Below are 1,109 nucleotides of genomic sequence, written 5' to 3' on the forward strand. Positions count from 1 at the left end.
TCGGCTAAGAATGGCAACACGCGGTCGGACGCGTGCCACGGCTTTGCGAGTCGCTCACTTGTACCTGTAACGACCGAATTTGGATCGCTGTTCGTTGCTCCAGTCGCGATCGGCTGGCTCATGATCTTTCTCCCGAGTTTGCTGCGGCCTAAGAACATAAGGTGTGACTGACTGGATGCGCCAGCACTCATGCCGACATTGCTTGTCCATGGCAAGCGCATGCCATGGCTTGGCCTTTCGATGACACCGGGGTGAATATAACTAATTAGATGCACTTTATCCACGGGCGAGAACGTCTCACGGCAATATTGGACTGAATCGATGCTGATTGAATTTAGAGCGATAAGCGAAAGGATTCTAGGAAAATACTTCCTGTGGTCGACCCACCGAGCTCGCGCCGAAAGGTGCCCGTTCCCACGGGTATCACTCAGGTGAGGGAAGCCAGCAGGTCCCACTGGCGGGCGGGTCTAGTGCGACTGCCTGTCATGCGGCGGGCGTTACCTTAAAGAGTGATCCCCACCGAAAGCTGAACAATTGGCGACACATGGCCCGTAACGGGGAGCGCTTTCGATGAAAGCGTCCGGTCAATCCGACGATGGTGTGCGCAGCAGGCTACGAATGCCTAGGGCAGGTCGACGATCAGATTGCCGAGCTCGGCGGACACCTGAGTTATAGGTGACGGGCCAAGGCCCAAGAATACGTTCGCTCATTGGGGATACACGGAGACAAAGATGTTTCAAGCGGGAGTCCATCATGCAAAGCACTAGGAAGTGGGGCGGACTAGCGCTGCTGTTGTTGGCGAGCACGGCAACCTTTGCGAAAGTGGATGAGTCGTGCCTTAAACAACTTGGCGGTACCAGCTACGACATAGCGTGCTTCGAAGCACTCACGAAGGAGGTCGCGGCAGATATGAAAGCAACCTACGAAGAGATCAGAAAAACGATCCCGCAAGGAAATAAAAATCGGGACTTACTTGATGCCTACATGAAGGCAGAGGACGATGCCAAGCGGTTTTGTAGACTTGAAAAAGAGACCGGCACAGGTTGGCTACCGTCACCGACGCTGGGTCACTACAATATGTGGGACTCTGCGTACGCAGAATGCGTATA

General features: G+C 54.3%; 1 protein-coding gene. It reads left to right on the top strand.

Annotated elements, in window-relative coordinates:
* Positions 1-753: 753 nt before the first annotated feature.
* Positions 754-1,109, top strand: a 356-nt coding sequence (locus NE850_RS39345; protein WP_310700425.1) for a hypothetical protein, incomplete at its 3' end; no start/stop codon positions are given.

Origin of the sequence: Paraburkholderia sp. USG1 (assembly GCF_031570135.1) — a bacterium.
In the GTDB taxonomy this organism is placed as follows: domain Bacteria; phylum Pseudomonadota; class Gammaproteobacteria; order Burkholderiales; family Burkholderiaceae; genus Paraburkholderia; species Paraburkholderia dioscoreae.